At 68.3% G+C, this 26389-nt stretch carries 18 protein-coding genes; 6 read left to right on the top strand and 12 right to left on the bottom strand.

Features of this window, described 5'->3' with window-relative positions:
• Positions 1-41 precede the first annotated feature (41 nt).
• The 4 genes from IPK71_00195 to IPK71_00180 all read right to left on the bottom strand — a co-directional run bounded on the left by IPK71_00195 (position 42) and on the right by IPK71_00180 (position 4918).
• Positions 42-2567 carry a tetratricopeptide repeat protein gene (locus IPK71_00195; GenBank protein ID MBK8212139.1) on the bottom strand — a complete coding sequence of 842 codons (2526 nt, stop codon included), beginning with the start codon at positions 2565-2567 and terminating at the stop codon, positions 42-44.
• 232 nt (positions 2568-2799) lie between these two features.
• Entirely contained in the window at positions 2800-3432 is a 633-nt protein-coding gene (locus tag IPK71_00190) for a class I SAM-dependent methyltransferase (GenBank protein ID MBK8212138.1), read from the bottom strand.
• Positions 3433-3456: 24 nt separating this feature from the next.
• On the bottom strand, positions 3457-3666 hold the full coding sequence (locus tag IPK71_00185; protein ID MBK8212137.1) for a hypothetical protein: 210 nt from the start codon (positions 3664-3666) through the stop codon (positions 3457-3459).
• A 340-nt stretch (positions 3667-4006) separates the two neighbouring features.
• Entirely contained in the window at positions 4007-4918 is a 912-nt protein-coding gene (locus tag IPK71_00180) for a LysR family transcriptional regulator (protein MBK8212136.1), read from the bottom strand.
• Positions 4919-4996: 78 nt separating this feature from the next.
• Here IPK71_00180 and IPK71_00175 point away from each other — a divergent pair, with 78 nt between their 5' ends.
• The 3 genes from IPK71_00175 to IPK71_00165 all read left to right on the top strand — a co-directional run bounded on the left by IPK71_00175 (position 4997) and on the right by IPK71_00165 (position 7302).
• Positions 4997-5446, top strand: coding sequence for a DoxX family protein (locus tag IPK71_00175; GenBank protein ID MBK8212135.1), 450 nt, complete (start codon positions 4997-4999; stop codon positions 5444-5446).
• A gap of 72 nt (positions 5447-5518) precedes the next feature.
• Complete coding sequence (locus IPK71_00170; protein ID MBK8212134.1) at positions 5519-6340, top strand: Uma2 family endonuclease; 822 nt, start codon at positions 5519-5521, stop codon at positions 6338-6340.
• A 38-nt stretch (positions 6341-6378) separates the two neighbouring features.
• Complete coding sequence (locus tag IPK71_00165) at positions 6379-7302, top strand: polysaccharide deacetylase family protein (protein ID MBK8212133.1); 924 nt, start codon at positions 6379-6381, stop codon at positions 7300-7302.
• 22 nt (positions 7303-7324) lie between these two features.
• On the opposite strand, the gene IPK71_00160 is transcribed toward IPK71_00165, so the two are convergent.
• Complete coding sequence (locus tag IPK71_00160) at positions 7325-8059, bottom strand: hypothetical protein (protein ID MBK8212132.1); 735 nt, start codon at positions 8057-8059, stop codon at positions 7325-7327.
• Between the two features lie 249 nt (positions 8060-8308).
• Here IPK71_00160 and IPK71_00155 point away from each other — a divergent pair, with 249 nt between their 5' ends.
• Positions 8309-9040, top strand: a complete 732-nt coding sequence (locus IPK71_00155) for a hypothetical protein (GenBank protein MBK8212131.1) — start codon at positions 8309-8311, stop codon at positions 9038-9040.
• Positions 9041-9046: 6 nt separating this feature from the next.
• Here IPK71_00155 and IPK71_00150 read toward each other — a convergent pair whose 3' ends face one another.
• Complete coding sequence (locus IPK71_00150; protein ID MBK8212130.1) at positions 9047-9208, bottom strand: hypothetical protein; 162 nt, start codon at positions 9206-9208, stop codon at positions 9047-9049.
• An 822-nt stretch (positions 9209-10030) separates the two neighbouring features.
• Between IPK71_00150 and IPK71_00145 the strand changes: the two genes are divergently transcribed.
• Entirely contained in the window at positions 10031-10639 is a 609-nt protein-coding gene (locus IPK71_00145; protein MBK8212129.1) for a hypothetical protein, read from the top strand.
• Here the strand turns inward: IPK71_00145 and IPK71_00140 are convergent.
• The 5 genes from IPK71_00140 to IPK71_00120 all read right to left on the bottom strand — a co-directional run bounded on the left by IPK71_00140 (position 10560) and on the right by IPK71_00120 (position 19232).
• Complete coding sequence (locus IPK71_00140) at positions 10560-11954, bottom strand: IS66 family transposase (protein ID MBK8212128.1); 1395 nt, start codon at positions 11952-11954, stop codon at positions 10560-10562. The two genes, IPK71_00145 and IPK71_00140, sit on opposite strands and share 80 nt — an antisense overlap.
• A 45-nt stretch (positions 11955-11999) precedes the next feature.
• A complete protein-coding gene (gene tnpB / locus IPK71_00135) occupies positions 12000-12362 on the bottom strand; it encodes an IS66 family insertion sequence element accessory protein TnpB (protein ID MBK8212127.1) in 363 nt (120 codons plus the stop codon).
• A complete protein-coding gene (locus tag IPK71_00130; GenBank protein MBK8212126.1) occupies positions 12356-12655 on the bottom strand; it encodes a transposase in 300 nt (99 codons plus the stop codon). The genes tnpB and IPK71_00130 overlap by 7 nt, the downstream gene beginning before the upstream one ends.
• A 269-nt stretch (positions 12656-12924) precedes the next feature.
• The gene (locus tag IPK71_00125) at positions 12925-13284 is read right to left on the bottom strand and encodes a DUF4265 domain-containing protein (GenBank protein ID MBK8212125.1); all 360 of its coding nucleotides are present in this window, start codon (positions 13282-13284) and stop codon (positions 12925-12927) included.
• A gap of 89 nt (positions 13285-13373) precedes the next feature.
• On the bottom strand, positions 13374-19232 hold the full coding sequence (locus IPK71_00120) for a hypothetical protein (GenBank protein ID MBK8212124.1): 5859 nt from the start codon (positions 19230-19232) through the stop codon (positions 13374-13376).
• Positions 19233-19569: 337 nt separating this feature from the next.
• Here IPK71_00120 and IPK71_00115 point away from each other — a divergent pair, with 337 nt between their 5' ends.
• Positions 19570-25047 (top strand): DEAD/DEAH box helicase family protein, encoded by a 5478-nt coding sequence (locus IPK71_00115; GenBank protein MBK8212123.1) that lies wholly within the window; start codon positions 19570-19572, stop codon positions 25045-25047.
• Between the two features lie 736 nt (positions 25048-25783).
• Here IPK71_00115 and IPK71_00110 read toward each other — a convergent pair.
• Complete coding sequence (locus IPK71_00110; GenBank protein MBK8212122.1) at positions 25784-26260, bottom strand: hypothetical protein; 477 nt, start codon at positions 26258-26260, stop codon at positions 25784-25786.
• Positions 26261-26389: the final 129 nt, after the last annotated feature.

Genomic DNA, 26389 nt, shown 5'->3' with positions numbered 1-26389 from the left:
TGGGCGTTCGGGCGTGAGGGGGCAGCTCCTCTTCCGCCGGATCAGCCGGCGCCTTCGTCGACGAGCCGAACGTTCGGATCGAGCAGGTAGCCGCCGTCGCGTTGGACGAGGATGGTGCGAAGCCCGAGGTTTCGGAGCATGAGCACCGTGACGTAGACGCGGCTCAGCGCTGCCTGCGGGAGGATACGCTCCCCGGGCCACGTGGCTTTGACGAGCGCGTCGACCACGATCGGCTCTCCGGGGCGCTGCACACGCGCCTCGACGAGCGCCTTGAGCATGAGGCGGGTCGCGCGCTTGCGCCGCAAATCGACGGGGGCCCTCGGGCCTACCCGGAACGAGCTCACGTCTTTGCCGACCGTGAGGACCTCTTGTGCCGAGCCGCCCGAGTCGAAGGAGGAGATGGCGCGCGCCAAGAGGCGCTCGGCGAAGCGTACGTCGTCGTCGGAGGAGGCCTCGCGCGCGAGCCCGAGCGCAGCTTTGGCCCGCTCCACGTGGGCCTCGAAGGGGGTGCCCGCGGCGCGCGCGGTGCGTGCATAGTGCAAGGCGACGTGCCCTCGGTGGATGCGTCGCGCGAGGGTGGTGGGCACCGGGGCGCCTTCGTCGGCAGTGTCGTCGAAGAGGGCCTCGGCCTCGGTGATTCGCCCGAGCTCGGCGAGCAGCGCCCCGAGCGAGGCCCGGAAGAGGTCGGCGTAGACGACGTGACGCGCCTCGCGGAGCTCGGAGATGGCCTCGCGGTATGTGCGTTCGGCCTCGGTCGCGCGCTTCGACTCGTGCCGGAGCTGGGCCAAATAGCCTAGAAAAACCCTGCGAAACCGGAGGCTCTCGTGCTCGAGCAGCACCTCGGTGGCGCGCGCGAGATCGGCCTCGGCCTCGGGGAAGTGCCCGAGCTCTTGGAGGGCGAGGGCCCGCGCGGCGAGCACGTAGCCGAAGAGATCCCCGCGTGGGCTCGCCTGGAGGAGCTCCTTCGCGCGATCGTACGAGCGGACGGACTCGGCGAGCCTGCCTTCTTGGTAGAGGGTCGCGCCGATCCCTGCGTGCTCCTGCGCGGCGCCTTCGTCGTCGTGGGCCTGTTCGCGGAGCGCGAGCGCGCGGACGAAGTGCTCTCGCGCGTCCATGCTCTCACCGAGGGCCATCTCGGCCGTCCCGAGCGTGGAGAGCGCGGCGGCGGCGTCCCTCGGGGATACCCCGTCGAGGAGCTCGAAGGCCCTCTCGGCGAGCTTTTTGCCGGCCCGCGGATCACCCCCGTCGGTTCGGATGCTGGCGAGGCGTTGATCGGCGAGGCCCTGCGCGTGGGGATCGCCCGCGCGCTTCGCGAGGGACTTCGCGCGCGTGAGATCGGCCGTCGCGAGGTCGAGGCGGCCTCGGGTCTGGTGGGCGCGCGCCCGAGCGACCAGAGTCACGCTGGTGGCGACCGCCCGGTCCTCGTTCTCGAGCTCCTCGACGAGCCGATCGAGCGCGCGCACCCCGGTCTCGGTGGCGAGCGCGGCGGGCGACTGGGCGTCGAGCCTCGCAGCGACGCGTGCGGCCCCCTCGAGGTTGCCCATCGTCACGAGCGCGCCGAGCGCCGTGATGGCGTCCGCCGGTGCCACGCGGCCACGCGGTCCTTCGTGGGGCTCGGCGTGATCGAGCGCGATACGGGCGAGGTGCTCTTCGGCGCGCGCGCGGGCGCCGTCTCCGTCGTCGTGGAAGGCGTAGCGGAGGTAGTCGCGCAGCGGGCGGGGGAGCGCGAGCTTTCGTTCGCCGTGGGCGGTCGTCGCGTCGACGAGCCCGAGCTCTCGGAGCGCCTGCACGTCCGCGAGCGCGCTGGGCGTGCCCACGATCGCCTCGGCGACGTCGGCCGAGAACCGACCGTCGAGCACCGAGAGCGCTCGGAGCGCGCGGCTCTCCTTCACGGGCAGAGCCGCGCAAACGCGCTCGAACGACGCATGCAGGCTCGTCCCGGCGAGGGTCGAGGGGTCGGTCGAGAGGCGCTCGGCCAGGCGCTTTCCACCGAGAAGCGCGGCGCGCTCGGCCGCGGCCACGATGGCCCCAGGGAGCCCGTCGAGGTAGCCGAGGACCGCGCGAACCACGGCCGGCGCGTCGTCCGGCGAGGACTCCCCTCGCGCCCTTCGCGCCGTGGCCAAGTACAGGCTCGTCGCCGCGTCGCGCGCGAGCGGGCCGAGGTGCACCACTTCTCCGAAGGGGAGCCGCGCGCCGCCCGCGACGAGCAGCGTCGGCGCCGAGGTGCCCGTGATCGACGAGAGCACCTCGCGGAGGAGGGGGAGCACCCCGAAGACCCCGTCGAGGACCCAGACGGTCTCGGCGCTGGCACTGAGCAAGTCTTCGAAACTATGGCCAATTTTGGCGCGGCTCAGCACGCGCTCGACGCCCTCGGGGGTGTGCGCGTAGTCGAACCTGAGGACCCTCGGAACACCGAGCGCGTGGGCCGCGGCCGTGGCGAGCGCGGAGACACCGGAGCCCGGAGGCCCGACGATTTGAACGACCGCGGGGTGCCGCTTCACCGCGGCGACGACTTGGCCGAGCTCGCTCGTTCGCCCGACGAGCTCCACGGCAGGCCCTTGTGTCATTCCGTTACGTTAGAGGATGCGCTCCCTTCTGCGAAGGGTCTCGTGCCGTCGAAGAGAGGTCGATCTCGAGCAGGCTGAACCCCGGGTGGAGGGGGCGTGCCGTGACGGCGCATCCGGGGGCGGAGAGCTCCCCCACGAGACGGAGCAACCGTTGATTTTCTCCCTTCGGGTCGCCCCCGCCGCATCCCGACCGCCTTCGTTGCGATCCTGCGGTGCCTGCTCACCTAGAGAACTAGGCTCCGCGGGCGCCTCGGATCGCGCCTTGGCGGGTCGGGCGCGGACGACGGCGCCTCTCGGTCCGAAAATCAACGGATGCTCGCTCGTCCTCGGAGTACACCTTGCGCAGGGTGAGCACCGTATCGTGCAGAAAACCGGGCGCAGACACGGCTGCGGCGGCGACCAGCCCCACGGGATACGCCGCGAAGCTCCGACGCACGTCGATCCCCACGAAGGCATGCCGCGCCGCGTGACGCGCCCCGGCGATGACCCTCGCGAGCTGGCCCGGGCGAAAGTGGTGGAGGCTCTGCGCCATGAGCACGACGTCGAACGCGTGAGCGGGCAAGTGCTCGAGTGAGAAGGCGTCGATCGTCTCGAAGCGCACCTTCGAGCCACGAGCCTTGGCGCGACGCTCGGCGATCGCGACGTAGTCGGGGGAGACGTCGGAGCCCACGAGCTCGATCGCGATGCGCCTCGCCGCGGCGTGCTCGGAGAGGGCCGTCGCCATGTCTCCCGTACCGCTCGCGACCTCGAGGATGCGCACGGGCCTCCGCTCGATCGCGTGCACCCGCGAGATCGTCGGGGTGATGGCGCGGACGAGCCTCGGGTAGGTGAAGAGGGCCACGTTCACGCGGTCGAGGTCGCGCATGATCGCGGACCTCTTCTCGGCTGGTTAGGTGGGGTCGTCGACGTGCTCGAGGGCGTCGGTGCGGAGGAGGTCGTCGATCGCGCATACGACGCGAGCCACACCGCGCGAACGCCGCCGTCGCTCGCGTCGGAACGTGTCCATGGCGTGGTCGACCACGCGCGAGAGGTCGCCGCGCTGGGCTCGCGGGAGGTCGACGAGGAGCGCCTCGTGGCTCGGGCCGTGGGGGGTGCTCATGGTGGTGTCCTCGCGCGATGCTCGTGCGCGAGGACACGTGCGGCAAGGGGCTCGGGCCCTTCGAGCGCGATTCTTAGCAGCCCGTTGATTTTCTCCCATCCCCCGTCGGGGACTTCCAAGGGTCGTCGGCCGCTCGCCACCGCATCCCGATCGCCTTCGTTGCGATCCTGCGGTGCGTCCCCCGTCGGGGACTTCCAAGGGTCGTCCTCACCTACAAAAGTAGGCTCCGGGCGCTCCTCGGATCGCGCCTCGGCGGGTCGGGCGCGGACGTCGAACGGCCTCGGTCCGAAAATCAACAGGCTGCTAGGCTCTCAGGGGCCCGACAGGCCGAGCCCACCCGTCATGAGGGCTCGATGCGCAGTACACGGAGCTCGTCGAGGAGGTGCTCGATGAGCAGGGAGACCCTCCGCGGGAGTAGGCGCGCCGACGGGTACACGAGGTGCCCGGGCACCCCGGCTCTCCGGTACTTCGGCAGGACCCGCACGAGATCCCCGGCGTCGACCGAGGTGGCCACGAGGAACCACGGGAGGAGCGCGATGCCCGCTCCGTCGAGCACCGCGCGGCGCAGGAAGCTGAGATCGTCGGCGGTGAGCTTGCTCGTGACGTCGACCGACTCGGGCCCCTTCGGCCCCTCGAGCTCGAGGCGCATCTTGCCGTGTTGCGCCTTGAAGATCACGAGCTCGTGCGACGCGAGATCCGAGAGCTTCTTCGGGAGACCGTGCTTCTCCGCGTACGCGGGGCTCGCGACCAAGAACGACGAGCCCGTGGAGAGCTTGCGTGCGACGAGCGACGAGTCTTGGAGCGGGCCGAAGCGGAGCGCGAGATCCACGCCCTCGGCCACGAGATCGACCTGCCGCCCCGCGAGCACGCAGTCGACGGCGACCTCGGGGTGCTTCTCGCGGAAGCGGAGGAGCACGTCGGGGAGGAACGTCGCGCCGATGTCGACCGGCGCCGTGATCTTCACCCGGCCCCGCGCAGAGTCCCCGAGGTCGCGCACGGCCTCGTTCGCGTCTGTGAGGGCGGTGACGGCGCGGCCGACGTGGGCCGCGTAGGCGTTGCCCGCGTCGGTCAGGTGGAGCTTTCGTGTCGTCCGGTGGATGAGGCGCACCCCGAGCGCGTCCTCGAGGTCGCTCACGCGACGGCTCACCGCCGACTTGGCGATGCCGAGCCGATCGGCGGCCTTGGTGAAGCTCTGGGTCTCGACCACGGCCAAGAACGCCGTGACCCCGTCGAAGTTAATCGTTCTCTCCACGGCAACGAATATTTACGCGTGATGCCCATGGCGCAACATCTTTTCGAGGGCCATGCTGCTTCTCGAAAGGAAGTGACCATGAAAGCTGCCTTCAAAGGTGTTGCTATTGCTCGTGTTTTTCTCGGTCTTGCGTTCGTCGTCTTCGGCTTGAACGGGTTTCTCCAGTTCATCCCGATGCCGGCCCCGCCCGAGAAGGCCGGGGCGTTCCTCGGGGCGCTCGCGGCGACCGGGTACATGTTCCCGCTCATCAAGGGCACCGAGCTCTTCGCGGGGCTCGCGCTCCTCTCGGGGCGGTTCGTGCCGCTCGCGCTCACGGTGCTCGCGCCCGTCGTGCTCCACATCGTCGCGTATCACGCGGCCCTCGCGCCCGCGGGGCTCGGCTTGCCCATCGTGCTCGCGGCGCTCGGGATCTATCTCGCGTATGCGTACCGAGGCTCGTTCCGTTCCGTGCTCGACATGAACGCGCGTCCGACCGTCGCTGCGTCCGAGGGAGCAGAGCTGCGCACGGCCGACACGGCCGCCGAGTGAGCGAGTGGAAGAGGCGCGCGTGGTCGTCTCGCGCGCGTGCGTCGGTCGCGCGCGAGGGCTACACTCGCCCCCATGGCCCACAACCCGAAGCCCGAGCGAGGCCCCTTTCGCACGCACGACATCGCGCCTGGCGATCGCCACGAGCTCTCGCGTGGGAACGCCATCTACTGCGGCCCGACGGGTGGGGCCGGCGCGCGCGGAACGGGGTATGGTTTCGAGCTCTTGGACTCGGATCCTGCGGTCGAGTCGGCGGGGGTGGACGCAGGCTTCGCCCCCTCGGACGACACGCTGCGCTCGCCCGACGTCTCGGTGGGGGTTCCCGATCAACCGGGCTGGATCAAGGGCGCGCCGCCGCTCGCTTTGGAGTACGCCGGCACCGGGCAAGACGAGGCCTCGCTGCAATCCAAGATCGTCGATTTGCTCGAGGCGGGGACACGCTGGGTCTGGGTGGTGCGCCTCGTGGGCCCGCGTCGGGTGGAGGTCTACGAGCAGGGCAAAGAGCCCGTCGTGCGTGGCGTCGGGGACGAGCTTCTCGCGCCCGGCGTGCTCCAGAACCCCGTGCGAGCCGAAGCGTTGTGGGACCGGAAGGCCGCGCACGAGGGCACGCTGCGCAACCTGCTCCAACGTGCGGGCTACGAGAGCCTCGAGGCCATCCGCGAAGAAGGTCGCGAAGAGGGCCGCGAAGAGGGGCGTGAAGAAGGCCGTGAAGAAGGCCGCGCTGCTGCGCTCCTGGATGTGCTCGAGGCCCGCGGCTTCACGGTACCCGAGGACCTGAGGTCGCGCGTGCTCGCCTGCCGCGACGCCACGCTGCTCGACACGTGGCTCCGACGTGGGGTCACGGAGGCATCGCTCGATGCCGTGTTCGCGACGCCGCCTGGCGCGTCTCCTCGATAGGAGGAATCGAAGCCGAGCGTGCGTCGTTCTCCTCCGACGTGCGCCGTCTCGCTCCCGTGCTCGTCCCTCTCCTCGTCGCGTGCTCGACGCAAAGTCCCGCACGCGACGAGCCCGCGCCGCTCGTTCGTCCCGAGCCCGTCCCGTCGGCCTCGGGGGCACCGCTGGAAACGGCGGGGGAGTCGACCGACGCCGCGACACGCGCGATCGTCGACACGCACGAGCACTTCGCGCACACGCGGGCGCCCGTTCCCGGAAAGCTCCCCTACTTCCGTCGCCGGGGAAACTCCCAGGAGATCGTGCTCACGTTCGACTGCGCGTGGGTGCCCGAGGATCGTGGGCTCGCCGTGCTCGACGCGCTCCGCGAGGTGAACGTGTCGGCGACGTTCTTCGTCGCGGGGCCGTTCGTCATCGGGCCGAAGGGCGTCGTGAATCCGGCGACCACGCGCCTCGTGCGGCGCATCGTCGAGGACGGGCACGAGGTGGGGAACCACACGCGCACGCACCCCCACGCCGCTCCCACGGTCGACTACGGCGCGGAGCTCGGATCGCTCGAAGCTTCGTGGCGCTCGGCCGTCGCCGCGGCGTTCCCCGAAGGCGCTCCTCGTGCGGCGCAGATGCTCCCCTTGTGGCGCGCGCCGTACGGCGAGTACGACGCTCGTGCGCTCTCGGCGGCGGCCGCGGCCGGCTTCGCGACGCACGTGGGGTGGAACGTCGACCTTCAAGACTCGATCGGCCTGCCCGCGTGCCCCGCCGCGACCGAGTGCCTCTCGGCCGAGCGCGAGACGCAGAAGGTCGTGAGGTTCGCCCGCGCGAGCCCGGAGGCCGACGTGATCGTCGTGCTCGCGCACCTCGGCGCACCCTACGGATTCGGTAGGGATCCCAAGGGGATACGTGAGCTCGTGCGCACCCTTCGCGCCGAGGGGCGCACGTTCGCGAAGGTCAGCGAGGTGCTCGCGCCGTGATTCGCGGTGGCCTCCGTGGGCCTCAGTCGGGGCGGGCCGACGAGGTCCACCACGGCGCATCCTCGACGACCACGACGGGCGCGTGAGTAGGCCTCTTCGGCGTCATCGCTGGCATCAGATCGGCGAGCTCGCGGAGCATGCGATCGGGCGCGGTGCCTCGCGGGACGGAGCGTGGCACGGGCGCGACGCTCGGGGGCCGCGGGGTGAGGAACGGCGCGCGCGGGAGAGGGCCCGTGGCCGCGCAGAGCCACGCGACGAGCGAGAAGCGCCCCGCGGGAGGAAGCGCCTCGCCGAACGCGCGCGCGAACGCGGAGATGCTCGCGAAGCGCCGCGAAGGATCGTGGGCCGTGGCGCGGGCGACGAGCGGATCGATCGCCGAGAGGGTGCGCCGCTCGAGGGCTCCGAGGGCTCGTTCGCGCGCACACGTCGTGACGAGGCCCACGACCTCGCCGCTCGGATGAACGTCGGCGAGGGTGAACCTGCGGCCGACGAAGAGCTCCCACGCGACGATGCCCACGTCCACGAGCGGCTCGCACACCGCGGGCTCTACGGTGCTCGCGCGCGTGAGGTGCACGTCGCCATCTTCGTGGACGAGGACGCGCTCGAGCGTCACCTCGGCGGAGGTGCCGTGAGCCTCGACGGCCCCGCACACGCCGAGCACGAGCCGCGACGCGATCGCCATGGGCACCGTCGCGCCGCACTCCCAGAGGGACGAGGCGAGCGTTTCGAGGTCGAGCGCGTTCGAATCGTGGCTCATGGGATCTCCTGGCGGACCCCCGAGGGTGGACCTGCGCGCACCCAAGGGCCAAGTTCTTCGGGGATGGTGGAGGAGGGGCGACGCTCGGCGCGAAGTAGGCGAGCCCTTGCTCGATCCGGCAAGGCCTTGCGCGAGGGCGACCGCGCCGCCATCGAATTCTAGAGCGAATTCATGGAGATCGGTCGATGGCCATGCGCTTGCAAAAGGCTCGGAGCGTGGCGTCGAAGGCGCCACGGAAGGAGCCCTAACATGAAGAAGCAGCTTGCGGCGGTGTGGTGTGGAGGTGCGAGCGCGGTGGCGATGGCGGCGCTCATGGTGGCGTGCGTGGGTGACGTGTCCCCGTCGACGGCTCCCCGCGTGGACGGGACCTCGACCACGGACAGCGCGCGCCCCGTGCCCGACCCGGCCCCCGGGAGCGACGCGTCGACCGCGGCCCGCGACGCGTCCGACGAGCTCGAGGGAGGTGGTCTTTTACCGATCGAGCCGGACGCGGGCGTCGACACCGACGCGGGCGTCGACGCGGGCCCGGCGTGCGTGACCGTGACGCCGGCTGGCTACTCGAGCTCCACGTGCAGCTCTCGCGTCGTCAGCATGGTGGGCGGAGCGCTCACGACGACGACGTACGAGCTCGCGGGCGTCACCGTGGTCGGCAGCGCCGCGTTCTGCGGGACGGAGTTCGTCCCGTACGAGCACCGCGGCGGGCTAGAGGTGACGGCCACCTCGCCCACGGCGGCGACCTTTCGATTCTTCGACCTCTACCGCAGGCCCTCGCTGCCGCCCGTGACGCCGTCGAACCAACGTTACGACGCGACGGTCGTCGCGAGCGGGAACCAGCTCACGCTCGGGCCCATGGCGTGTGCGCAGAAGCCAGCCCCGGCTTCGGCGAGCTACTCGGTCGTGGCGAACGGCGCGAAGAAGGAGCTCCACCTCCGGCTCCCCTACGGCGCGGGCTCCGCGATCTACAAGTTCGTGGAGCGATGAGCCGGGTCACACCGGCGCCCGATCCGGGGCGAGGGTGGCGACCCAATCGTTGCCGTTGCGGAGCACACGCGCGAGGCGGCCGCGCGCGTCGTACGAATAGGTGTAGGTGATCCCGCTCTCGCGCTTTTCGGTGAGATGAGGGAGAAGAGGAGGGTTTGGGAGAGGCATGGTTCGCTTCCTGCCCGTGTGGAACACGGTCGCTGGCCGCACGTTATCTATCGATGCTGACGATGCGGACATCCCGAGCCCATGGCTCTGAAGGCGAAAGTCGTTTCCTCCAACATCGAAATTCGGCAAATGAGCCTTGTGGCAGGGACGGCATGCCTTCGACTGGCGATACGAGTCGAGTCGAGTCGTCGGGTTGGAAGTAGGAGCGCGGTCGGAGAATGTAGAAGCTTGGCGGCGTTTGTGAGAGCAGCTTCGGCACGTGCCGCCAGTGCGGGGCGAAGCGGAGGGGGCGCGAGTCGCGAAGCGGGACCATCAGCATCAGGACGATACCGTCAAGGCACGGCCATCGGGCTTCGACGATTTCAGCAAACACCCGGAGGCTCGTTTCGAGGACGTTGTCTGACTCGATTCCGAGCTCGTCGGTGTGGATGTCGTCGCTGTTCGAGTCGGTCAGCGACGAGGCGGTCTCGAGCACCCACCGCTCCAGGCGCAATCCCTCCCGCATCATCGAATAATACGTGGTTGCGATTGTGTTTTCGTGCTCACGGGACCTCGGATCGGGGACCTTAACTTTAGAGACGGATGATCGCTTCCTGATACTCCAGGTCGCCTTCGTCCTCTCGCTCGTCCAAGTAATTCATAACTTCCTGAAGGCACGCGGGCGCAGGTCCCGGCTTGCAGCAGGAGATCATAGCAACATCGCGGACTTGAGCGCGATGGATTGAAGAGCGGGGCTCTTTTCGGGCAGATATCGCGTAGCAAAGCGACGAAACCCGAACCGAAGGAACCCCGTGACGAGCAACTTGGACGAGGCGCGAGCGGATGTCGAGACGGTTTCACATCGTCGAGAAGCTCTGGGCGTGCGGGGAAGCCATCCACCCAAACCGTCGCGAGGCCGTCACCGCCTGGTACGCGAAGCAGACGAAGCTCCAGCGTCGCCGCGGCGCGGGCGCGGTCATCGCGAACCTGCGCGCGGCGCTGGCCGCCGTGCCGAAGACGGGGCCCGGAACCAAGCGCAGGCGGAAGCTGTTGTCCAAGACCTACCGCCACCTGCTCCGGCACATGCCGCACATGCTCTACGCCAGCCTCCGTGCTCGCGACCTCGACATCGCGACCGGAGCCGTGGAGGGCGCCGTGCGCAACGTGGTGCGCATGAGACTCGATGGCCCAGGCATGCGCTGGAGCCAGGAGCGGGCGGAGCGGGTACTTCATCTGCGTAACCGGCCAGGTTCGGCCGCCTTCCGAAGCGTTGCGAGATGCCGCATCGTGCGAACGCACGATGCGGTCGTGATCAAGATGCAGGTCGACCGAGCGTATCGATCGACCGAGGGCGTTTCCGAGCGCCAGCGAGCTACGACGGGATCCAGCGGTCCGGCAGCAGCTCGTCGATTTTCTGGCCAGGACGACCGATTCGCAGAAGCACGTCGGTGAGGTAGGCGACCGGGTTCTTTCCGTTGGCCTCGCAGCTCGCGACGAGGGAGTAGAGGCCTGCGAGCCTCTTGCCCGCCTCGACGTTGCCGACGAAGAGATAGTTCTTTCGACCGAGCGCGATACGGCGAAGAGCGGCCTCGGACGCGTTGTTGTCGATGGGGACGAGGGGCGTACGTAGGAAGAGCCCGAGCTCGCGGAAGTTGTTCACGATGTAGCCGGCCGCACGCCCCATCAGAGACTTCGGGCCGTTCGTGCGACGCGCCTCGCGTGCCCAAATCAAGAGTCGGGCGAAGTGAGGGCGCGCCATGCGCCGCAGCTCGGCGTGGGCACTCGTGCCCGTGATTCCCGAGGTCTTCGCTCGGCGCTCGAGCGCGTAGATCTCGCCGATGAGATCGAGCGCGATGGACTTCTCGTCGGCCTCGAAGATCTTCCTTCTGGCGTGAGCGAGGCATCCGCCGCGCACGCGCCCGCCGAGCGCGAGGAGCTTGTTGTACCCGGTGAACGCGTCGACGACGATGTAGCCTGGCGAGGCCAAGAGAGTTGTTCGTGGCGTCTCTCCGCTTCGGTCTTCCGCGAAGCGGTAGCCGATGAGGCCGCCGCCGAGGAAGGCCCAGATGAAGGCTCGCTTCGTGGCGCGCTGAAGCTTGATGCTGGTCTCGTCGGCCTGGACGACGACGCTGTCGCGAATGCGTTCGAAGAGGCGCTCGACGAGCGGAGCGAGCTCTTTGCCAGCCCGATGAAAGAGGGAGTTGATCGTGCTCCGCGAGATGGGAATGCCGAGGCGCTCGTACTCCTTCGCGAGGTTGTACTGTGCACGATTGTCGGCGCACTTCGTGGTCACGAGGTGGGCGACGAAGCTCGCGCTGAACTGGACCTTCTCGCCCACCCGCTCGGGCGGCGCCGCCGTGACGATGTACTCGCCGCATCGGCACGAGAGCGTCTCGCGCTGACAGACACGCCTCCGGAAGTGAGGCCCAACATAGTCGTAGACGGTCGACGTCTTGCCAGCACCGACGGCGCGCAAGGACGTGCTCGAGCACTCGGGGCAGGTGCGCTTCGCTTCCGGCACGGCGAGCTTCTCGACCGCCGTCTCGAGCACGGCGTGGCGGATGTCGTCGTTCGGCCTCGGGGCCGCGGCCGGTGGAGCAGGCGGCACGGGCGGAGGCAGCTTCACCTTCGGGCGCTTCTCGCTGCGATGGGGTCGCATGCGAGCGCTCTCGAGCTTGGCGATCGTCGCCTCGAGCTTGGCGACGCGCTCTTGGAGAGCCGACGCGGCGTCACGCCATTCGCAGGTGTGGTCCTTCGGCGGGGTCAACGCCGAGGTTTGATCATGATCGAGATCGGGTGTCGATCGTTTTCGTCAGGCCGTGCGCTTCTTGGGTGCCCAGGCGTCGAGACGACGCACGGTCCTGAGGTCGACGCCATCCGTCAGCATGGCCAACGACGCGGCGTCGAGGACGACGCTCTTCGCGTCCGGAGCGACGTGCGGCAAGCGAAACCGTCCGCGCTCGAGGCGCTTGTACCAAACGACGAAGCCTCCCCGTTCCCAGTAGAGGACCTTCACGCGGTCGCCGCGGCGGCCGACGAACGCGAACAGATGTCCCTCGTGCGGGTCGAGGGCGTACGTCTCGCGGACGAGCGCGCACAGCCCATCGTGACCGCGCCGCAGGTCGACCGGCTCGATTGCCAAATACACCCGCACGGAAGCGGGCAGGCTCAGCATGCGCCCCGAAGCCGCGTGGCGAGCTCGACCGCGAGCGCGACGTCGGACGTGTCGCGCACGATCACCGTGAACGCTCCCACGACGACCTCGACGCTGGCCGAGGCCCGACGCTCTTCGGACGCGACGATCACCGGGAGAAGCCTTGTTGTCGACGCCTTCCTCCGGAGCTCTGTCCGCCACCAGCGCAGCGTGCTCGGATTCACCCCATAGCGACGAGCGACCTCCGCAGGCTTCCCGCCCTGCTCGACCTCGCCCACGATCCTCGTCCACTCCTCGCGCGTTCGTCTCTTCACACGCGCGATCGTCGCCTACCCGGCCCCGACCCGGCAGCCGTCCATTCCTCGACGGTTACTCATCTGCGCTGCATCCTGGTCAACGGTCAGTGGGACGCCTTTGAGTCCTACGTTGCCGAGCACGAGGGCGGCACCATCTATCTCCCCTCGCGTCCGGCTCCCACGGTGCCCCATGACGCGGCGCCGAAGAACCTGAAGGAGGCAGCGTAATCGTCAGCGGTAAGCACGGACCAGCGCCCAGGAGAGGGCAATCCTGTCGCTAGTGATGTTTACTCGCTCTCGGGATGACGGAAGGAGGGGAAGGCGACGGCGATTGCGTTGCTGTCGAGCACGTCGAGGATGGGGTCGATCTTTGACATGGCCACTGACTCCGGAACGGATGCTGCGTAGCACCCGAGGTCGTCCAAGGCCACGGTTAGGCATCCAGTTGCGCGGAGCTTTGCCATCACGCTCATGACGTCTGCTCCGGGCTCTAGCCGAAGCAGCCAAATCGTCGACGCTCCAGAGCGGGACACGTGACGGAAGGACGCGACGTCTCCCTTCTCGTCGAACGAGGCGGACAAGACATCGCCAACGGAGATGTCTCGCACGAAGAGCGGGGGGACTTGTACCTCGAATCCAGAGTCCACTTGCCGCACCAGAACTGACTCGAGCCCAACGGGGGGCCAGCCGTCCTCGCAAGGGAGGGGGAATCCAATGTGAGTTCGGCTGGATGACGCTACTTGTGCTGTTTTCGATGGCATTCTGGGCAATATACTTCAGGGGTGCTAGTTCGTCCGCCGCCGTCGACAATTGGGGGGTTATGATGTACTTGAGCCTGGTTTGCAGGGGTCGGTACGCCCTTTTGGCTTGCCACACTCTCCAGGCCGCGCCCGCAGTCGGTGCACGCCATTTTGCCTCCGTTCGCGGTCGCGTTCTTCTCTTTTGCTTTGGCTCTTTGTGAAGGCGTATAGTCGCCCTTGCGTTTGCCGGAGGGCGTTTTCTCGACGCGAGGCTTGCTCCCTGCCGCACGCGCCCCCGCGGAAACGCCACCCGTGATAGCTCCGGCGACGGCGCCTCGTCTAGCCGAAGCTCGAATCGCGGCGCAGTCGTACCCGACGCGATCCGGGTCCAACGCCTGTCCGACGGCCTCGTCGACGTACCCGAGGTACCCTCCCTCCGCCCCGCCGACCGCGGCTCCCACCACCACCGCGGCGATGAAATTCCCGTCGGGGTCGACAAAGTTGACCGGGTCTCCCCCGGCATACACGTACCGATTCTCTCCCCCCGCGAAGCCGCTCGGGTCCGCTCTGGTGAAGCTCCCGGTCTCCGCGTCGTACTCCCGCGCCCCGAAGTGGGTGAGGCCCGTGTCCGCGTCGTACATCCCGCCCGCGAACCCGAACGGTTGGAATCCCGGGTTGCTATCGGCGGTGACCTTGCCGAACGGGTCGTACTCAAGGGCCTGCGCGACCACCCCGGTGAACACGTCCACCACGGCGCGGATGCTGCCGCGCTCGTCCTTGAGCAGCGCGTAGGAGGCCCCTGCGCGCTCCATGAGATCGGGGGCGAGCTCGCCGCGGGCGTACACGTACCTCGAGAGCACGTTGCCCGCCGCGTCCACCTCGGCCGCGGGCTGCAGTTGGTTTCGGTAGAGGTACCGATTCTCCACCGTGCCGTTGCGGCGCTTGGTGACGCGGCGGCCGTAGGCGTCGAGATCGTAGTCCACGCGCACCGTGCCGACGACTTCGGCGGACGCGAGGTGGCCGCGGCCATCGTAGCCGTAGCGCGTGACGGTGGCGCCCTCGGTCTTCGAGGTGCGCTGGCCCTTGGCGTCGTACGCGTAGGTCGCGCCGGAGCGCGCGGTGATGCGGTCGCGAGCGTCGGCTGTGCGGCCCGCGTCGGAGCGGTTGCCATTGGCGTCGTAGGCATACGCCGCGATCTCCGTGCCGTCGCGGAGCACGCGAGCTAGGCGACCGCGCACGTCGTACGAATACGTGTAGGTGATCCCGTTCTCACGCTTCTCGGTGAGGCGCCCAAGGTTGTCGTAAGAGAGCGCCATGTCGAGCACGCTGCCAAGCGCGCTCCTCGCTTGGTACGTCGCGAGCTCGCCGAAGGGCGTGTAGGTGAACGATTCTCCCGCCAGGCCTACGCTCAAGGCCGAGAGCCGTCCGGTGGGGCCTTCGCGCGTGAGGAACACGCTGCCCGCACGGGTGAGGAGCCCATCCGTGTCGAACGCGTAGGTGACGGCGTTGCCGCCCACACTCTCGCTCGTGTGGCGGAACATCGTGTCGTGCGCGAAAACGAGGGTGCCCGGCGCGTCGCCGGTGGCGGTGACCTCGCGGAGGAGCACGCCGTCGTAGCGAAACCCGAGGCCGTTCGCGCCGGGGCCGATGAGCGTGGTGGCCTGGCCGGTGACCGCGTCGTACGCGATCGACACGGCGCCTCCCGCATAGCTCATGCGCGACGGACGGCCCGCGACGTCGCGCGTGATCTCGGTGCGTGAGCCGTCCTCGTGGGCCATCGCCGAGAGCTCACGATCGCCGTCGTAGGCCAACGTGACCGCGTTGCTTCCGGGCGCGGTGTAGGTCGCCTCGAGGCCGTCCTTCCCATAGCTCATCGCGTGGGCGCCCTTGCCCGGCGGTGTGAGGCCGACGAGGTCGTCCATCGCGCTCCACGCGTAGCCGCTGCGTGCCGCGTCGGTGTGCACGAAGCTCGTGGGTCGCTCGGCGCCGTCGCGGTCGATTGCCACTTTGCGCGCGAGCGGATCTTCGACCCCGACGAGCGAGCCCTTCGCTCCGTAGGTGAAGCTCGTGCGGCGCGCGCCCCACGAAGCGGTCGCGAGACGACTGCGTGCATCGTACACGAGATCGACGGGCGCAAACCCGGGCGCCTCGCTCCGCACGACGCGGCCCTCGGCGTCCACGGTGGTGCGCGACACCCGACCCATGGGCGACGTGACGGTCCACGTGCGCGACGCGCCGTCGTAGCGCATCGTGGTGCGGCCGTCGGGGGTGCGGCGATCGCCATCGAGGCTCACGATGTCGCCGGTGGGGCTCGTGGCCGCGGCCCACGTGGTGTCCACCGGGCGCGCGATGCCGCTCGGGGTGCGCACGGTGTGGCGCGCGGCGTACGGGGCGAGCATGCCGAGGCGAGGGTCGGCTTCGCTCACCACGTCGAGGGTGGTGCCATCAGGCAGCGTGGCCTGGGTGACGCCCGACTTCTTCTGCGTCCACGCGAGGGTGGTGCCGTCGCGATCGACGAGGGAGCGTACCTCGTCGACTCCTGGGCCGGCCTTGAACACGTGCGACTCGCGCCGGCCGAGGCCCGTGAGAAGATCGACCTTGGTTCCCGCCGTGACCTGCTCTTGCGTGAAGGATACACGCTGATTCTCGGCGTTCGCGTCGGTGAGCAAGCGCCCTTCGTCGTCGTAGCTCATGGTGTGAACGCCGCCGCCCTGGTCGGTGCGCTTCGTGAGCAAACCACCTGCGGCGTACTCGAAGCGCTCCTTGCGTCCGAGCACGTCGGTGACCTCGGCCAAGTAGCCCGCACCGTCGTAGGCGAGGCTCGAAGCGTGGCCGAACGGACCCGTGATTTGCGTGGCGCGGCCGCTGCCGTCGCGCACGATGGTGAGCGCGTTTTGGTGCTTGTCCTCGAGCTTGGAGAGGCGGCCCTGCGCGTCGTACGTGAACGTGAGAACGGGGCTGTAGGTGAGGCCGTCGAGGGTGCGTAGGTGGCGGCCCTTCGAGTCGAACACGAAGATTTCGCTGCCCGCTTCGTTGGGCAAGAGCGTTTCGCCCGATGCGGTGCCTGGGAACGGCGAGCGGAGGCTGACGACGCGGTAGAGCGACTCCTCGGTCGCGTAGAGGGTGCCATCGGGGCCGACCGCGAGGGTGCGGGTGGAGATGCTCGCGAGCCTGCCCGAAGAGCCCTCGAGCGCCGTGCGATCGCCGCCTCCCGCGTAGGCCTGTACACGACCGCGGTCGACGCGACGGATCCGCAAGTTGCCCTGGTCGGCGACATAGAGCGCGCCCTCGATGTCGAGCGCGACCGCGGTGGGCCCGCGGAACGTGGCGCTCGCGGCAGGTCCGCCATCGCCCCCCGCGCCCGGATCGCCCGAGCCCGCGAAGGTGGTGACGAGGCCCGAGGGATCGACGCGCCGAACGCGGTTTCGGCCCTGCTCAGCGATGTACATCGTGCCATCGGGGCCGACGGTGATTCCGCGTGGGAGCAGCAAATTCGTGCGGCGCGCGGGCACCGACTCCCCACTATCGCTCCCGCCGCCGACACAAGTCTCCACCTTGCCTCCGGGGTCGAGGCGCACGATGGTGCCGGTGCCCTCGGACGTCGCATAGAGGCTCCCGTCGGGACCTTCGGCGAGCGCGGTGGGCCGCGAGAGCACCACGTCGGTCGCGGGCTGGGGATCGACGCCGATCGTCTTGGTGCCGCCCCCGAGCACGGTGCGAATCACGCCGTCGGCGCCTACGCATCGTACCGCGTCGGAATATTGCTCGGCGAAGCACACCCGTCCATCGCGCAGCACCGTCACGCTTCGTGGGGTATCGATGTTGGCGGACTTGGCCTGGCCGCCGTCGCCGGTGTGGCCTTGGGTGCCGGTGCCCGCGAACGTGGTGATGATGCCCTTTTCGATCTTCCGAACGCGGTGGCCGAGGGTCTCCGATACGTAAATCGTGCCGCGCCCGTCGACCGCGACGCCCTCGGGGGACGCGAGCTCCGCGCTCGTGGCCGGCCCTCCGTCGCCCCCGCCACCGAAGGTGCCGGTGCCGGCGATGATGCGCAACGTGGCGCCGCTGTCAGCCGCGTAGCGGGTAGTGCCGTCGCCCATGTACAAGACGCGCCCGGCGGGATCGTACACGTGGTGCTCGGAGAGCGACCAGCCGCCGAGGCCGAGCGCGGTTTGATCACGCGCGCCGAGCGCGACCTCGTAGCGGCGATTGAGCCCGATCTCTTGGCGGGTCTTGTCGCCGGTCACGGCCTCGCCGTCGCCGAAGGCGCCGAACGAGCGCACGTTTTGGTACACGCCGTCGTACACGATGCCGACGCGCACCTCGGCCACCGTTTGCCCCGGCCAATCGCGGCCGTAAGCGTCTTTCCCGCTCCAGGTGAAGGTGTGGACGAGGTTGGGCGTAAGCGGCGAGACGACCTTGGTCTCGCTCGTGCCGAGCACGCTCACGGTGATTTCGGCGCGCTTGGCCGAGGGAGGCACGGTCGCGCCGGTGAGCGGGATCTCGATGCTGCGCGCGTCCTTGCGGCCGGGCACGCGGTCAGAGTGGTAATGGAGATAAACGCTGGTGCCGACGAGGGGAATGTCCTCGGCGAGGGTGCGTTTTTCGCATTCGTACCAGGAGCCGCCATTGCCCAAACAAGGCAGTCCCGGGCCGCCCTTTCCGTCGCCATCGGGAGGGAACACGGAGTCGGGCGGAGGGCCGAAGGGCCAGTTCAAGTCCCACGACGAGAAGTGGGCCATGGGCACGCGGAGGTAGCTCTTGCCGGGCGCGAGGCCGGCTTTTCCGAGCGCGCCGAGCTCGCCCGCGGTGATGCCGAGCTTCGCCAACTCGTCGGCGCTGTCGGCGGTGCCGTCGCCGTTGGCGTCGATCGCGGGGCCGGGCAACACGCTGACGATGAGGCCCGAAGCTTCGGCTTTCCAGCCGAGGTCGGAGTCTTCCAAGGCGCCGGCGGGCACGGGCGCGCCAACCTTCATGTGGAGGAAATTGTCGACGTAGGTGACGACGGGCGTGTCGAACGCGACGCGCACGTCGGGGCCAGCTTCGTCGAGGGAGAAGCCCGAGGCGTAGGTGTAGGCGCTCGCGGGCGGGAGCTCGCCCGGCATCGCGGAGGGGCCGGGTTTTCCACGCGAAAACTCGGTGATGCGCAAGGTGCCGCTCGCGAGCGGTGCCTTGGTGCCGTCGGCCTTTACGGTATCGGCGCGTGTGCCCGGAGGCACGAGCACCACGGCGGTGCGTGTGTCGCTCTCGTCTTTCGACGGATCGCCGGAGGCGACTTGCCAATCGGCCTGCCCGAACGTGATCGCGTTCTTCTTGGCGGAGGGCGCGACGAGCGTGACGTCTTCCAGTGTGCCGTAGCGGTTGGGCTTGGGCTCGGCGCTGCGGTGGGAGAGGAGCTTGCCCTCGAGCTCGAACCGAAGGCGCGTGGAGCTGCCGCCGAGCACGACGTAACCGAAGCGGCCTTCGTTGTCGGTCAGCGTTTCACCGTAGCGCGGCTCACGTGGGGTGCGCACGCGCACGTTGGGGAGCGGTTTTCCCGCTTCGTCGAGCACGCGGCCGCGCACCACGGCGACGCGCGTATCGTCGAAGACGCTCTTGTCGACCTTGGTTTGCCGAGGGCACGCGCCTTCGTACAAAAAGCGGATCGCGTCGGCGAACGAGGCCGCGGCGGTGCCGTCGATCGCGGGCGGCGCGCACGGGTCGACGATGGGTCCCGTTTCCGGGTTTCCTTCGCTCGGGCCGCCGTCTACCGTGGGGCTACCGGGGAAGGGCTCGTCGCTGCAGCCGCCGCACGCGGAGAGGGCAACGGAGAGCACGACGAGGAGGGCGAAGGGCCACCGAGGGGCGGGAGGCATGCGCCAAGAGAGCCACGAGGGTGGGCTTCGGTCAACCGACTTCGGGGCAAGGGAAGGGCGGCAGCGGCACGCGCGGCCCGCTCGACGAGCCGCGGCACAAGGAAAAAAACGGACGCCGAGCGACTTGACCTCGGCATGTCGAGGTACACACGCCCTCCACGAGGCGCCTCGCCCCGACCGAGAGAGAAGCGCATGCCAATTTCACCGGTACCGACATTCGTCGGCCGACCTCGTGTCGAGAAGAAGAGCCACGGTCTCGGTTTGCCCGCCGAAACGCGGCAGCGTCCCCCCTCCGTGTCCGCTTGCCGGGCGCGCCCGGGGCGTGCGAAGAAGGTGCGTGACCGCCCTCCAGACCCTCCTCGAAGGATACCGGAACGCTGCCGCCACCCACCGTGAGGCGGGGACCTACTTCGAGGAGCTGACCGTCTGCTACCTCAAGAACGAACCGGCGTATCGCGAGCTCTATCGGAAGGTGCTGCCCTACGCCTCGTGGGCGGAACGCCAGGGGATCGACAAACGGGACGCGGGGATCGACCTCGTCGCCGAGACGTTCACGGGCGAGGTGCACGCGATCCAGTGTAAGCTCTACGCACCAGACTACCGCCTTCAGAAGACGGACATCGACAGCTTCTTCACCGCGTCTGGCAAGAAGCCGTTCACCCACCGCGTCATCGTCAGCACGACCGACCTGTGGAGCGACCACGCCGAAGAGGCGCTCCGTGATCAACACACGCCCGTCACCAAGATCGACCTCACGGCGCTCGAAGCCAGCGTGATCGACTGGTCGCGTTTCGCGCCCAAAAAGCCGCTCGTGCTCCGCACGAAGAAGGCGCCCCGGCCTCATCAGCAGAACGCCGTCGAGAAGGTGCTCGCCGGGATGGTGGCGCACGATCGCGGCAAGCTCATCATGGCGTGCGGCACGGGGAAGACGTTCACGAGCCTGAAGATCGCCGAGCGCATGACCGGGCGCGGGAAGCGCGTGCTCTTCCTCGTGCCGAGCCTCGCGCTGCTCTCGCAGACGCTCACCGAGTGGACACAGGAGACCGAGATCCCCATCCAGTGCTTCGCGGTGTGCTCGGACAGCGACGTGGGCAAAAAGCGAAGCAAGGACGATGACACCGTGCAGACCTTCGTCCACGAGCTTTCGTACCCGGCGACGACGCACGCCGCCCGCCTCGCGGCCGAGCTGAAGAAGCGTCACGACACGAAGCACATGAGCGTGATCTACGCGACGTACCAGTCGATCGACGTGCTCCACCGCGCGCAGAAGGAGCACGGGCTGCCCGAGCTCGACCTCATCATCTGCGACGAGGCCCACCGAACCACCGGCGCGAAGTTCGAGGGGGAGGACGAGAGCCACTTCGTGCGCGTGCACGACGCCGACTACCTTCGCGGCCGAAAGCGCCTCTACATGACCGCCACGCCGCGCATCTTCGGCGACATGGCGAAGGCCACGGCCGAGCGGGACAACGTCGCGCTCTGCTCGATGGACGACCCGGCGATGTACGGGCCCGAGCTGGAGGTCTTGACGTTCTCCGAGGCTGTAAAACGCGGGTTGCTCGTCGACTACAAGGTGATCGTCCTCTCCGTCGAAGAGTCCCACGTGAGCCGGCGCATCCAGAGCTTGCTGAAGGACGAGAACAACGAGCTGCGGGTCGACGACGCGGCGAAGATCGTCGGGTGCTGGAAGGCGCTCTCGAAGCGTGGGCTCGCCGAGGAGCTCGTGGGCGACGACGCACCCATGCGGCGTGCCGTTGCGTTCTGCCAAGTGATCGAGCGGCAGAAGGGGGCGAAGGTCCACAAGGTCAGCTCGAAACAAATTGCCGACATGTTCGAGGCGGTGGTCGAGGCCTACCAAAAGACCGAGCCCGAAGAAGAGAAGGCGCGCGCGCGCCTGCGGTGCGAGGCCGAGCACGTCGACGGGAGCATGAACGCGTCCCAGAAGGAGGCGAAGATCGTCTGGCTCAAGGCCGAAACGCCCGACGACACTTGCCGCATCTTGAGCAACGTGCGGTGCCTCTCCGAGGGCGTCGACGTGCCCGCGTTGGATGCCGTGCTCTTCCTCACGCCGCGAAGCTCGCAGGTCGACGTCGTCCAGTCGGTGGGCCGCGTGATGCGAAATGCCCCGGGCAAGAAGCGCGGGTATATCGTGCTGCCGGTCGTGGTCCCCGCCGGCGTCGAGCCGCACGAGGCGCTGAACGACAACCAGACCTACAAGGTGGTGTGGCAGGTCCTCCAGGCGCTCCGGTCGCACGACGACCGCTTCGACGCGATGGTGAACAAGCTCGACCTCGACGCGAAGGACCCTTCCAAGATGGAGGTCATCGCGATAACCGACAAGATCGGAAAGCGCACCAAGAAGGCCACGAAGGCCGACAAGAAGAAGGAAGAGGCGAAGAGGGACGCGATGCTGGGCCGCGGGATCGGCTCGCCCGAGCGCGGCAAGCGGGGATCTCCGTCCGACCCACCCGAGCAGCGTGAGCTCGAGTTCGAGATCGGGGAGATCGAGCGGGCCATCTACGCGAAGCTCGTGCAGAAGGTCGGCAACCGCCACCACTGGGAAGACTGGGCGAAAGACATCGCCAAGATCGCCCGAACGCACATCGACCGGATCACTGGCATCCTCGAAAATGCGGCCAACGTGAAAGAGCGCGAGGCCTTCGACCACTTCGCCGAAGAGCTGCGCGACGACCTGAACGACAGCATCACGAAGGACGAGATCATCGAGATGCTCGCGCAGCACCTCGTGACGAAGCCCGTGTTCGACGCGCTCTTCGCGGGCCAGAGCTTCGCGCGGGAGAACTCGATGTCTCGCGCGATGCAGGGGGTGCTCGACGCGCTTCACGAGCACCACCTCGAGAAGGAGACGGACACGCTCACGAGGTTCTACGAGTCGGTGAAGATGCGGGCCTCGGGCATCGAGAGCGCCGAGGGGAAGCAGAAGATCGTCGTCGAGCTCTACGACAAGTTCTTTCGGAACGCTTTCCCCAAGATGTCGGAGCGCCTCGGCATCGTCTACACGCCGGTCGAGATCGTCGACTTCATCTTGAAGAGCGTCGACCACCTTCTCCGTACCGAGTTCGGGCAGACGCTCGGGAGCGAGGGGGTGCACATCCTCGACCCGTTCACGGGGACGGGAACGTTCATCACGCGGCTCTTGCAGAGCGGGCTCATCTCGAAGGAGGAGCTGCCGCGCAAGTACACGAAGGAGATCCACGCCAACGAGATCGTGCTGCTCGCGTACTACATCGCGGCGATAAACATCGAGGCCGCCTACCACGGCGTCATCAAAGGCACGTACACGCCCTTCGAGGGGATCTGCCTCACCGATACGTTCCAGCTCTACGAGAAGGACGACCTCGTCTCGCGCGTGCTGGTCGACAACAGCGCCCGGAGGACGAGGCAGAAGAAGCTCGACATTCGGGTGATCATCGGGAACCCACCGTACTCGGTGGGGCAGGATTCGCAGAACGACAACAACCAGAACGTCGCGTACCCCGCGCTCGACAAGCGTATCGCTGACACCTACGCCGCCAGGTCGTCTGCTGCGCTCTCCAAGGGGCTCTACGACAGCTACGTGCGGGCGATCCGGTGGGCCAGTGACCGTGTTGGCAAGAGCGGCATCGTCGGGTTCGTCACCAACGCCGGCTTCGTCGAGGCTCCCACCTTCGACGGGCTCCGCAAGTGCCTCGCCGACGAGTTCAGCAGTCTCTACGTGTTCCACCTGAGGGGCAACCAGCGCACCGCGGGCGAGCGCTCCAAGAGGGAGGGCGGCAAGGTCTTCGGTAGCGGGAGTCGAGCGCCGGTCGCGGTGTCCCTTCTGGTGAAGAACCCTCGAGCGACCGAGCACGGGCGGATCTACCTCCGCGACATCGGGGACTATCTCACACGCGAGGAGAAGCTCGAGGCGGTGGCGAGCTTCGGCAGCGTGGCCGGGATCTCGGAGGCGGGCAGTTGGTTGGTTGTGTCGCCAGATGAGCACGGCGATTGGCTGAAGCAGCGTGATGAGACGTTCACCATTCATGTGCCTCTTGGGGTGAAGGACAAGAAGGACGGCTCGTCACGGCGGCTCTTCGGCACGTTCTCGCTGGGGCTGGTCACGAACCGCGACGCGTGGGCCTATGCGCCGTCGACGCGCATGGTGTCAGAGCAAATGCAGGCCATGATCGCGTTCTACGACGCAGAGCTGGCTCGCTTTGATGGGAAGTACGTCGGCCTCGATAAAAAGGCGAGAGATGCGCGCATCGACGACTTCATCAACACCGATCCAACGAAGATCGCGTGGACGCGTGGCCTGAAGAACGAGCTCGCGAAGGGAACGCGGCTGGCCTTCAATCCCGGGCAGATCGTTCCCAGCCTCTACCGGCCCTTCTCGAAGCAGTGGCTGTACTTCGACAGGAAGCTTAACGAGATGGTGCTGCAGACGCCGCGACTCTTCCCGACCCCGGGGGTGGAGAATCGCGTCATCGGCGTTTCGGCCGGAGAGTCCCGGTCTGGCTACTCGGTTCTCATGGCGAACGTCGTTCCGAGCCTGCACGCGGTCGACATGGTCGGCTCGCAGTACTTCCCGCTCTACCTCTACGATGGCGAGGCTTCCGAAGCCGATGCCGACGAGAACGAGGCCTCGTCACTTTTCGCGGAGCCGAAGAAGGCGCAGGGCACCGTGCCGACCCGACGCGACGGCATCACCGACGCCGGCCTCGCGCACTTCCAGTCCGCCTACCCCGGCGAGACGATCACCAAAGAAGACCTCTTCTACTACGTGTACGGCATCCTCCACTCGCCGGACTACCGCGAGCGCTACGCCGACAACCTCGGCAAGGAGCTCCCGCGCATCCCGCGTGTGAAGACAGCGGCCGACTTCTGGGCGTTCAGCAAGGCCGGCCGCGCCCTCGGAGAGCTTCACGTCGGGTACGAGCGTGTGCCCGAGTACGCCGCCAAGGTCGAAGGCCCCGCGAGCCCCACGAGCGCGCAGTACCGCGTCGAGAAGATGCGGTTCGGCAAGGGGAAGGACAAGAGCACCGTCCACTACAACGAGCTCATCACGGTGCGTGAGATCCCCGCCGAGGCCTACGACTACGTCGTGAACGGGAAGCCCGCGATCGAGTGGGTGATGGAGCGTCAGAGCGTCACCACGGACAAGGCGAGCGGCATCGTGAAGGACGCCAACGCCTGGGCCACCGAGACCGTCGGCGACGCGCGCTACCCGCTCTCGCTCTTGCTGCGCGTGATCACCGTCAGCCTCGAGACGATGAAGATCGTTCGTGGCCTGCCCGCGCTCGACATCCTCGACGCGGAAGAGCCGGGCTCGGCCGCGCCGAAGGTCGTTCCCTTCCGCCACGTGACCCCGAAGGCCGAAGAGCGCTTCAAGACCTGCGTGCCGCTCGTGCCCCTCCAGGCCGCCGCGGGAGCTTTTGGCGACGCTCAGGAGGGCGTCCCCGAGCTCGACGATCCGAGCGTTGCGTGGGTCTCGTGGGACGGTGCGCCCCGGTTTACGAAGGGCATGTTCGTGGCCCAGGTCCGCGGCCGTTCGATGGAGCCAACGCTCCCGGACGGCGCGTATTGCCTGTTCCGCCGAGCCTCGCTCCCCTCCTCGGCCGACCGCCCGGTGCTCGTTCGCCACGCGGGGACGACCGACCCCGAGACCGGCGGCCACTACACCGTGAAGCGCTACCGCGAGGAGAAGGGCCCAGGCGGTCGGAAGCGCATCGTGCTCCAGCCGGAGAACCCGGACTTCGAGCCGATCGTGATCTCGCCTGCCGAGGCCGAGGAGGTCACGGTCATCGGGGAGGTCGTCACGGTGCTGGGCGGGTAGCGCGGGGTAAGGCTGCCGCCATCGGCGCGGCGGCCGCGTCCGGCAAGGCAGTGCCGCCGGTTCGGCTCCTCCGCGACGAGAAGTGCGGGTTCGTCGCCTCCGACGGGAACCATCGCCTGGCTGCGGCGCTCACGGCGGGCCACACCCACGTGCCGGCCATCGTAGATCGGAGGCGAGGAGGGTGACGGCGCGAACCGCCTGGAACAGCTGGCGCCCACGCCATCAGGTCATCGGGGTACCAGGCCCCTACCTGAGGCATGGGGTAAATGTACGTCGCTTTCGGTCGGCGCGCCACGTGGGGCGCCGTGCCCGACCTTGAAGAGCGTGCGGTGGATTTACGGGGGTTGTAGGGTGCGTCCGGGGGGCGTCACGGCGCCCGTGTGCACTCGAACGCCCCCGCGTCGCCCTTCGAGCGCGGCATCGTCGCGGTCGAAGCGCCCTTTTTCGACCTTCGCTCGCCCTTTTTCGACCTTCGACTCCCCCGAATCGCGATCGAAGCGCCCTTTTTCGTGCTCGAAGGTCGATTCTTCGCGCTTCGAGCACGATTTTTCGACCTTGAGCGTCGGACCGGCTGCCGAAATGGAGGCAACGGCGCACCCACGGTGCGGCTCCCACGATCGCGACGTGTCGGGCGTGCTCACCGACGAAACGTCGGGCTCCTTCGAGGGCGAGCCCGGGCCGCTTTGGCGACCGCTCGAGCCTCTCTCCGGAGCCCCCCCGAGTGCTCGGGTGTCTCTTACTTGGTGTCGCCCTTCGCTTTCTTGCGGGGCGTGGAGAGCACGTCGGCGAGCGGCTCGATCGCCTTGGCGAGCTTGCCGTCCTTCTTCGCGCGAACCTTGGCGACGCCGTAAAGCTCCATGGTGGGCACGAAGGCCTCGGCGTTCCAGAGGAGGCGCGCGTCGTCGATGCGCTGCTGGGCGATGGCGAGGCGGGCCGCGAGCTCGTCGAGGACGCGCACGTTGTCGAGGTCCTCGAGGACGGCCTCGGCCTCGTACTCGGTGGCCGCGACGATGTCGCCGTGGTCGGCGCTCGCGTGGGCGAGCGAACGAGCCGCGTCGGGGAAGTCGGCCCGAACGCGGGGGACGCTGGCGCGCTGCGCGTCCGTCAGGAGCGGGAGCAGCGGCTCGAGCACGGCGTTCACCTCGTCGAGCTTGGCGGTTGCCTTATCTACGGCCTGTTTCAGGGTCTTGTGGTTGCGACGTGTTAGTTCCATGCCCCGGATGGTAGGCAACTGGCTTGGAAGCGCCAGCAGAGAATGCACGGGCCCGCGTCGGACGCGTCGAAGGTGGCCCGGAGGACTGAATGGGTCCTCGCACGAAGCGCGGATCGCCGGATGGAGGTC

The sequence above is a fragment of the Myxococcales bacterium genome (assembly GCA_016712525.1).
In the GTDB taxonomy this organism is placed as follows: Bacteria; Myxococcota_A; Polyangia; order Polyangiales; family Polyangiaceae; genus JAAFHV01.
Note: the sequence above shows the minus strand (reverse complement) of the source record. Positions and strands in the feature narration are given on the sequence as shown.